Consider the following 7,226-nt stretch of genomic DNA (forward strand, 5'->3'; position numbering starts at 1 on the left):
CCGGTGACCCCCTCCCCGGCCGCCGCCCCGCCGAAATAGCCGAGCCCCACGGAGTACGAGGCCCACACCGACTCCGCGACCGCCGACGCGCACAGCACCCGCCGCAGCGGATAGCGCAGCACCCCCGCCGCCGACATGCCGACGACGCGCCCGCACGGCGCGAAGCGGGAGGCGATCACGAACGGGATCCCGTGCCGCCCGATCCGCGCGGCCGACCACTCCAGCGCGGCGCGCCGCCGCGCACCGCGGCCGAACAGCCGGACCACGCCGCCGCCGAAGCGCCGGGCACCCCCGTAGACCAGCAGGTCGCCGAGGACCGCGCTGCCCGCCGTCACCAGCAGCACCGCCGCGAGGCTCATCTTTCCCGCGGCCGCGAGCGCGCCGGCCGTCACCAGCAGCCAGGTGTTGGGCACCAGCGGCGGCAGCGTCAGCAGCGCGATCAGCACGTACGGCCAGACGCCGCTCCCCATGCCCAACCCGACCACCGCCCTTCCCGTCCGCCCCACCTGTCAGGAAAGCCTGACACGTAAAAGAGCGAATTGAATCGGCAGGCCGCGAAGGTCGGGGAAACGCCCGGGGCCCCCTAGGGGGAGGGGGTGCCTTCAAAGGCATACCCCCTGGGGGTACGATGGCCGTGAGCGAACCAACCCCGGACTGAGGAGCACCATGAGCACCACCACCGTCTACAAGGTGAACGGCATGTCCTGCGGCCACTGCGAGGGGGCGGTCAGCTCCGAGATCACCGAGCTTCCGGGCGTCACCGACGTCAAGGCCGTCGCCGCCACCGGCGAGGTCACCGTCACGTCCGAGGCACCGCTCGACGAGGCCGCCGTCCGCGGCGCCGTGGACGAGGCCGGCTACGAGCTGGCAGGCGTGGCGGGTGCCTGAGACGGCGTCACCGGCGCAGGTCGAGCTCGCCATCGGCGGCATGACCTGCGCCTCCTGCGCTGCCCGGATCGAGAAGAAGCTCAACCGGATGGACGGCGTCAGCGCCACCGTCAACTACGCCACCGAGAAGGCGAAGGTGTCGTACGAGGACGGGGTGTCCGTCGACGACCTCATCGCGACCGTCGTGAAGACGGGCTACACCGCCGAGCCACCGCCGCCGGCCGCCGCCGAGGAGCCGGCCCGTACGGCTGACGAGGACGAGGAGCTGCACCGGCTCCGGCACCGGCTGCTGGTCTCGATCGCCCTCGCCGTCCCCGTCGTCGTGCTCGCCATGGTCCCGGCCTGGCAGTTCGACAACTGGCAGTGGCTCTCCCTGACCCTCGCCGCGCCCGTGGTGATCTGGGGCGGCTGGCAGTTCCACCGGGCCGCGTTCGTCAACGCGCGGCACGGCGCGGCCACCATGGACACCCTCGTCTCCATCGGCACCCTCGCCGCGCTCGGCTGGTCGGTGTGGGCACTGTTCTTCGGCGACGCCGGGATGCCCGGGATGCGGCACGGCTTCGAGTTCACCGTGCAGCGGGGCGAGGGGTCGTCGCTGATCTATCTGGAGGCCGCGGCCGGGGTGACGGCGTTCATCCTGCTCGGGCGGTATCTGGAGGCCCGGTCCAAGCGGAAGGCGGGGGCGGCGCTGCGGGCGCTGCTGGAGCTGGGCGCCAAGGACGTGGCCGTGCTGCGGGAGGACGGGCGCGAGGAGCGCGTTCCCGTCGAGCAGCTGCACGCCGGGACGCGGTTCGTCGTACGGCCCGGCGAGAAGATCGCCACCGACGGGACCGTGGTCGACGGCGCCTCGGCCGTGGACGCCTCGATGCTCACCGGCGAGTCCGTGCCCGTGGACGTAACCCCGGGCGACGCCGTCACCGGCGCCACCGTCAACGTCTCGGGCCGCCTCGTCGTCGAGGCCACCCGGGTCGGCGCCGACACCCAGCTGGCCCGGATGGCGCGGCTGGTCGAGGACGCGCAGAACGGCAAGGCCGAGGTGCAGCGCCTCGCCGACCGCATCTCGGCGGTCTTCGTGCCGGCCGTGATGCTGCTGGCCGCCGGCACCCTCGGCTGGTGGCTGGCCACCGGCGCAGGCGCCGCGGCCGCCTTCACCGCGGCGGTGGCGGTGCTGATCATCGCCTGCCCGTGCGCGCTGGGCCTGGCCACGCCGACCGCCCTCATGGTCGGTACGGGCCGGGGCGCCCAGCTCGGCATCCTGATCCGCGGGCCGGAGGTGCTGGAGTCGACGCGGCGGGTGGACACGGTCGTACTCGACAAGACCGGGACTGTGACGACCGGGACTATGCGGTTGCAGGACGTCATCCCCGCGCCCGGCACGGACGCGGCGGAGCTGCTGCGTCTCGCGGGTGCGGTGGAGCACGCCTCCGAGCATCCGATCGCCCGGGCCATCGCGGACGGGGCGATCGAGCGCGGCGCCGAACTGCCGGTGCCGGAGGGCTTCGAGAACGTCGCGGGCCTCGGGGTGCGGGGCGTCGTCGACGGGCACGCGGTGCTGGTCGGCCGGGAGAAGCTGCTGGCCGAGGAGTCGCTTGCGCTGCCCGACGAGCTGGCCGCGGCCAAGCGCGCCGCGGAGGCGGAGGGCCGTACCGCCGTGGCTGTCGCCTGGGGCGGAGAAGCCCGCGGCGTCTTGACCGTCGCCGACGCGATCAAGGAGACCAGCGCCGAGGCCGTCGCCGAGCTGGAGCGGCTCGGGCTGACACCTGTCCTCCTCACCGGCGACAACCGGGCGGTGGCGGACGCCGTCGCGCGCGAGGTCGGCATCGGCGAGGTGTACGCGGAGGTGCTGCCGGAGGACAAGGTTGCGGTGGTCAAGCGACTGCAGTCGGAGGGCCGCACGGTCGCGATGGTCGGCGACGGCGTGAACGACGCGGCCGCGCTGGCCACCGCGGACCTGGGCCTGGCGATGGGCACCGGCACGGACGCGGCGATCGAGGCGAGCGACCTGACGCTGGTGCGGGGCGATCTGCGGGTGGCGGCGGACGCGATCCGGCTGTCGCGGAAGACCCTCGCCACCATCAAGGGCAACCTCTTCTGGGCCTTCGGCTACAACGTCGCCGCGCTGCCGCTGGCCGCGATGGGGCTGCTGAGCCCGATGATCGCGGGGGCGGCGATGGCGTTCTCCTCGGTCTTCGTGGTGCTGAACAGCCTGCGGCTGCGCACTTTCAGGTAAGAAACACCGCCGGTAGGGCCGTTAGGCCCTATCTCCCGGTGATTCAGATCACAACGATTGGGGGGTAACCCTTTGCCGGGGTCGCGGGTCTAACAGGGTGGCGTCGACACCCGGCGGAGTCGGCGTCACGTTGTCCAGGACGGCATGGTCAGGGGAGCTTTGAGCGGCCCTCCCTGTCCGCCGTCCCGGCCTCGATACGCCTGGGCAGGGCCCCGTGGGGGGAGCCCTGCCCGGGAGAGCGAAGCGCCTCGCTGGGCCCGTGGGGGGACCTGGCGGGGCGCGTCGCGTTTCTGCGGCCGCTCCCCTCCTGTCACTGCCCGGCGATAACGTCCATACATGGCCCAGCAGACCGCCGCCGGACCGAAGCTCGCGACGCTCGAGGCAGTCCTCGAGCGGATCACGTACGCCAATGACGAGAACGGCTATACGGTCGCCCGCGTCGACACCGGGCGTGGCGGCGGCGACCTGCTGACGGTCGTCGGCTCGCTGCTCGGCGCCCAGCCCGGCGAATCCCTGCGCATGGAGGGCCGCTGGGGCTCGCACCCGCAGTACGGCAAGCAGTTCACGGTGGAGAACTACACGACGGTGCTGCCCGCCACCGTCCAGGGCATCCGCCGCTATCTCGGCTCCGGCCTGATCAAGGGCATCGGCCCGCGGATCGCCGACCGCATCACGGAGCACTTCGGCATCGACACCCTGGACGTCATCGAGTCCGACCCCGGCCGCCTGATCGAGGTGCCGGGCCTGGGCCCGAAGCGTACGAAGCTGATCGGCGCCGCGTGGGAGGAGCAGAAGGCCATCAAGGAGGTGATGCTCTTCCTCCAGAGCGTCGGGGTGACCACCTCCATCGCGGTCAGGATCTACAAGAAATACGGCGACAGCTCGATCTCGGTCGTGAAGAACCAGCCGTACCGCCTGGCCGCCGACGTCTGGGGCATCGGCTTCCTCACCGCCGACCGCATCGCGCAGGCCGTCGGCATCCCGCACGACAGCCCGGAGCGGGTGAAGGCCGGGCTGCAGTACGCGCTGTCGCAGTCCTCCGACCAGGGCCACTGCTTTCTGCCCGAGCAGCAGCTGATCGCCGAGGCGGTGAAGCTCCTCCAGGTCGATACCGGCCTGGTGATCGACTGCCTCGCCGAGCTGGCCGCGGAGGAGGGCGTCATCAAGGAGACGGTGCCGGGCCCGGAGGGCAACCCCGAGCCGGTCACCGCGATCTATCTCGTCCCCTTCCACCGCGCCGAGCTCTCCCTCTCCGGCAAGCTGCGCCGGCTGCTGCAGGCCGAGGAGGAGCGGCTGCCGGCCTTCACCTCCGTCGACTGGGACAAGGCGCTCGGCTGGCTGCGCGGACGTACCGGCGCCGACCTGGCACCCGAGCAGGAGCAGGCGGTACGGCTGGCGCTGACCGAACGCGTCGCGGTGCTGACCGGCGGGCCCGGCTGCGGCAAGTCCTTCACCGTCCGCTCCATCGTGGAGCTGGCGCTGGCCAAGAAGGCGAAGGTGGTGCTGGCCGCCCCGACGGGCCGGGCCGCCAAGCGGCTGGCGGAGCTGACCGGCGCCGACGCCTCGACCGTCCACCGGCTGCTGGAGCTGAAGCCCGGCGGCGACGCCGCGTACGACACGGACCGCCCCCTCGACGCCGACCTGGTCGTGGTCGACGAGGCCTCGATGCTGGACCTGCTGCTGGCGAACAAGCTGGTCAAGGCAGTCGCGCCCGGCGCCCACCTGCTGCTGGTCGGGGATGTGGACCAGCTGCCGTCCGTAGGCGCCGGCGAGGTCCTCCGCGACCTGCTGGCCGCCGGCAGCCCGGTCCCCGCGGTCCGGCTCACCCGGATCTTCCGGCAGGCCCAGCAGTCCGGCGTGGTCACGAACGCGCACCGCATCAACGAGGGCACCCACCCCCTCACCCACGGCCTCTCCGACTTCTTCCTCTTCGTCGAGGACGACACGGAAGCCGCGGGCCGGCTAACCGTGGACGTGGCCGCCCACCGCATCCCGGCGAAGTTCGGCCTGGACCCGCGCCGCGACGTCCAGGTGTTGGCGCCGATGCACCGGGGACCCGCCGGAGCAGGGGCGCTGAACGGGCTCCTCCAGGAGGCGATCACCCCGGCCCGGCCCGGCCTGGCGGAGAAGCGCTTCGGCGGCCGCACCTTCCGGGTGGGTGACAAGATCACCCAGATACGGAACAACTATGACAAGGGCCGGAACGGCGTCTTCAACGGCACCCTCGGCGTCGTCACCGGACTCGATCCGGTGGAGCAAAAGCTCACCATTCGTACGGACGAGGACGAGGAGGTCGATTACGACTTCGCAGAACTGGACGAACTGGCACATGCCTATGCCGTCACCATTCACCGCTCCCAGGGGAGTGAATATCCGGCGGTGGTGATCCCTGTCACCACCGGAGCCTGGATGATGCTCCAGCGAAATCTGCTGTACACGGCGGTGACGCGAGCCAAGAAGCTGGTGGTTCTGGTGGGTTCACGCAAGGCTCTCGGCCAGGCCGTACGCACCGTTTCCGCTGGTCGGCGCTTTACCGCCCTGGATCATCGGCTCCGCGGCGCGGGATGACTCCCTCTTTGCCGCCAGGCAAGGCAGGATGGTCATCAGTGGCACGCAGTGTCGCTGAATGACCTTCGGAGCGACCCCCAGTGCAACGAACCGACGCCGCATGAGGGAAGCTGGAAGGTAGTCAGGGCACTCCATATGACCTCAGATGCACCTCAAAGAAGAGGCACGATACGTCGGGTGAGGAAAGACGTGAGCGACAACTCTGTAGTACTGCGGTACGGAGACGACGAATACACCTATCCGATCGTCGAGAGTTCCGTCGGTGATACCGGCGTCGACATCGGCAAGCTCCGTGCCCAGACCGGTCTGGTGACCCTGGACAGCGGCTACGGCAACACCGCGGCGTACAAGTCCGCGATCACTTATCTCGACGGCGAAGCGGGCATCCTGCGCTACCGGGGCTACCCGATCGAGCAGCTCGCGGAGCGGAGCACCTTCCTTGAGGTCTCCTACCTCCTGATCAACGGCGAGCTGCCGACCGTCGACCAGCTCTCGGTCTTCCGGGACGAGGTCACGCGGCACACGATGCTGCACGAGGACGTCAAGCGCTTCTACGACGGCTTCCCGCGCGACGCCCACCCGATGGCGATGCTGTCGTCGGTGGTCAGCGCGCTGTCGACCTTCTACCAGGACAGCCACAACCCCTTCGACGAGAAGCAGCGCCACCTCTCCACGATCCGGCTGCTCGCCAAGCTGCCGACCATCGCGGCGTACGCGTACAAGAAATCCACCGGCCACCCGGTCGTCTACCCGCGGAACGACCTCGGCTACGTCGAGAACTTCCTGCGGATGACCTTCTCGGTCCCGGCCCAGGAGTACGACCTCGACCCGGTCGTGGTGAACGCCCTCGACAAGCTGCTCATCCTGCACGCCGACCACGAGCAGAACTGCTCCACGTCGACCGTGCGCCTGGTCGGCTCGTCGCAGGCGAACCTCTTCGCCTCGATCTCGGCCGGCATCAACGCGCTGTGGGGCCCGCTGCACGGCGGCGCCAACCAGTCGGTGCTCGAGATGCTCGAGGGCATCAAGCAGTCGGGCGGCGACGTCGACACCTTCATCCGCAAGGTGAAGAACAAGGAAGACGGCGTGAAGCTCATGGGCTTCGGGCATCGCGTCTACAAGAACTTCGACCCGCGGGCGCAGATCATCAAGGCCGCGGCGCACGATGTCCTCTCGGCGCTGGGCAAGGAGGACGAGCTCCTCGACATCGCCCTCAAGCTCGAGGAGCACGCACTCGCCGACGACTACTTCGTCGAGCGCAAGCTCTACCCGAACGTCGACTTCTACACCGGTCTGATCTACCGGGCGATGGGCTTCCCGACCGAGATGTTCACGGTCCTGTTCGCCCTCGGCCGGCTGCCGGGCTGGATCGCCCAGTGGCACGAGATGATCAAGGAGCCGGGTTCGCGCATCGGCCGTCCGCGGCAGATCTACACGGGCGAGGTCCTCAGGGACTTCGTCCCGGTAGAGCAGCGATAACGCTCCGCTGAGGTACAGCGAGGGGAAACCCGGGGGCTTCGCCCCCGGACCCCCTGCACCG

5 protein-coding genes are annotated in these 7,226 nt (G+C 70.3%); 4 read left to right on the forward strand and 1 reads right to left on the reverse strand.

The genetic code is table 11. The features are described 5' to 3' along the window. Positions 1 to 470: DedA family protein (locus G5C51_RS38300; protein WP_165244916.1), on the reverse strand; the 470-nt coding region annotated here is incomplete at its 3' end. 196 nt (positions 471 to 666) lie between these two features. On the opposite strand from G5C51_RS38300, the gene G5C51_RS38305 reads away from it, so the two are divergent. From G5C51_RS38305 to G5C51_RS38320, 4 genes are all read left to right on the forward strand, one after another. Continuing rightward, the gene (locus G5C51_RS38305) at positions 667 to 888 is read left to right on the forward strand and encodes a heavy-metal-associated domain-containing protein (protein ID WP_165244918.1); all 222 of its coding nucleotides are present in this window, start codon (positions 667 to 669) and stop codon (positions 886 to 888) included. After that, positions 881 to 3,118 (forward strand): heavy metal translocating P-type ATPase, encoded by a 2,238-nt coding sequence (locus G5C51_RS38310; protein WP_338118465.1) that lies wholly within the window; start codon positions 881 to 883, stop codon positions 3,116 to 3,118. Before G5C51_RS38305 ends, G5C51_RS38310 begins: the two co-directional genes overlap by 8 nt. Positions 3,119 to 3,454: 336 nt before the next feature. Beyond that, positions 3,455 to 5,686 (forward strand): SF1B family DNA helicase RecD2, encoded by a 2,232-nt coding sequence (gene recD2 / locus G5C51_RS38315; protein ID WP_165244920.1) that lies wholly within the window; start codon positions 3,455 to 3,457, stop codon positions 5,684 to 5,686. Positions 5,687 to 5,875: 189 nt separating this feature from the next. Further along, complete coding sequence (locus G5C51_RS38320) at positions 5,876 to 7,165, forward strand: citrate synthase (RefSeq protein WP_165244924.1); 1,290 nt, start codon at positions 5,876 to 5,878, stop codon at positions 7,163 to 7,165. The last annotated feature ends 61 nt before the right edge of the window (positions 7,166 to 7,226 follow it).

This window comes from Streptomyces coryli (genome assembly GCF_011044975.1).
In the GTDB taxonomy this organism is placed as follows: domain Bacteria; phylum Actinomycetota; class Actinomycetes; order Streptomycetales; family Streptomycetaceae; genus Streptomyces; species Streptomyces coryli.

Excerpts from the sequence above, each read along its gene's own strand:
- G5C51_RS38305 (WP_165244918.1), top strand. The coding sequence starts at position 667 with ATGAGCACCACCACCGTCTACAAGGTGAACGGCATGTCCTGCGGCCAC.
- recD2 (WP_165244920.1), top strand. The coding sequence starts at position 3,455 with ATGGCCCAGCAGACCGCCGCCGGACCGAAGCTCGCGACGCTCGAGGCA.